The sequence below is a fragment of the Legionella drozanskii LLAP-1 genome, assembly GCF_001467585.1.
GTDB classification, from domain to species: Bacteria; Pseudomonadota; Gammaproteobacteria; order Legionellales; family Legionellaceae; genus Tatlockia; species Tatlockia drozanskii.
Genome location: NZ_LNXY01000026.1, coordinates 1 through 612, shown reverse-complemented (window position 1 = coordinate 612; position 612 = coordinate 1). Strand labels below are relative to the sequence as shown.

Genomic DNA, 612 nt, shown 5'->3' with positions numbered 1-612 from the left:
ATTCGCTTGTGTTACCTCTTTCTTTACCAAATTGTTAATGAACTTCCGGATATTCCAGACAAAAATAATCTCCCACTGCTTTAGTGTGAAATTACTTTACTCTAGATAATCCTTCGAAACGACTGATTGGTGGAGCCGGGGAGGATCGAACTCCCGACCCCCTGCGTGCAAGGCAGGTGCTCTCCCAGCTGAGCTACGACCCCATTTTTTTGCGGCAGGTTTTTTTCGCTACTCTTCGTTATCGATATTCTCTCGCTCGGTCACATACTGGCGTATGCTCCCTCGCTCTTTCACATCGACGCCTCGATTAGCAAAAAAATCTTTGCAAAACTCTCCTTCAAACGTTTCTTTGTGGGCCTTTAATTGCTTGTCGTTACTTTCGTTTCCGATTGACAATAAAAATCCCGGCAACTGAATCGTTTCAGAATGCGCTTTGCTTTTACCGCTATTAGCTATCTTCCTGTCATAGACAGTTTGACAATGCTCGGTCGCTGCGCTCCCTGCATTGGGATGGCTTTCGTCGTTTCTACTTCTTTTGAAAACAAACTGTGTGGGCACTTTGAAGTCTTGTCGTACCTTTTCATATTTAAGGAGGTGATCCAGCCGCAGGTT

At 44.9% G+C, this 612-nt stretch carries 1 protein-coding gene and 1 tRNA gene; both read right to left on the bottom strand.

Going from position 1 to position 612, the window contains the following annotated elements; translation table 11 throughout:
• Nucleotides 1–127: 127 nt before the first annotated feature.
• Nucleotides 128–203 (bottom strand) — tRNA-Ala (locus Ldro_RS09320).
• A gap of 25 nt (nucleotides 204–228) precedes the next feature.
• Nucleotides 229–612: hypothetical protein (locus Ldro_RS09315; protein ID WP_238584002.1), on the bottom strand; the 384-nt coding region annotated here is incomplete at its 5' end.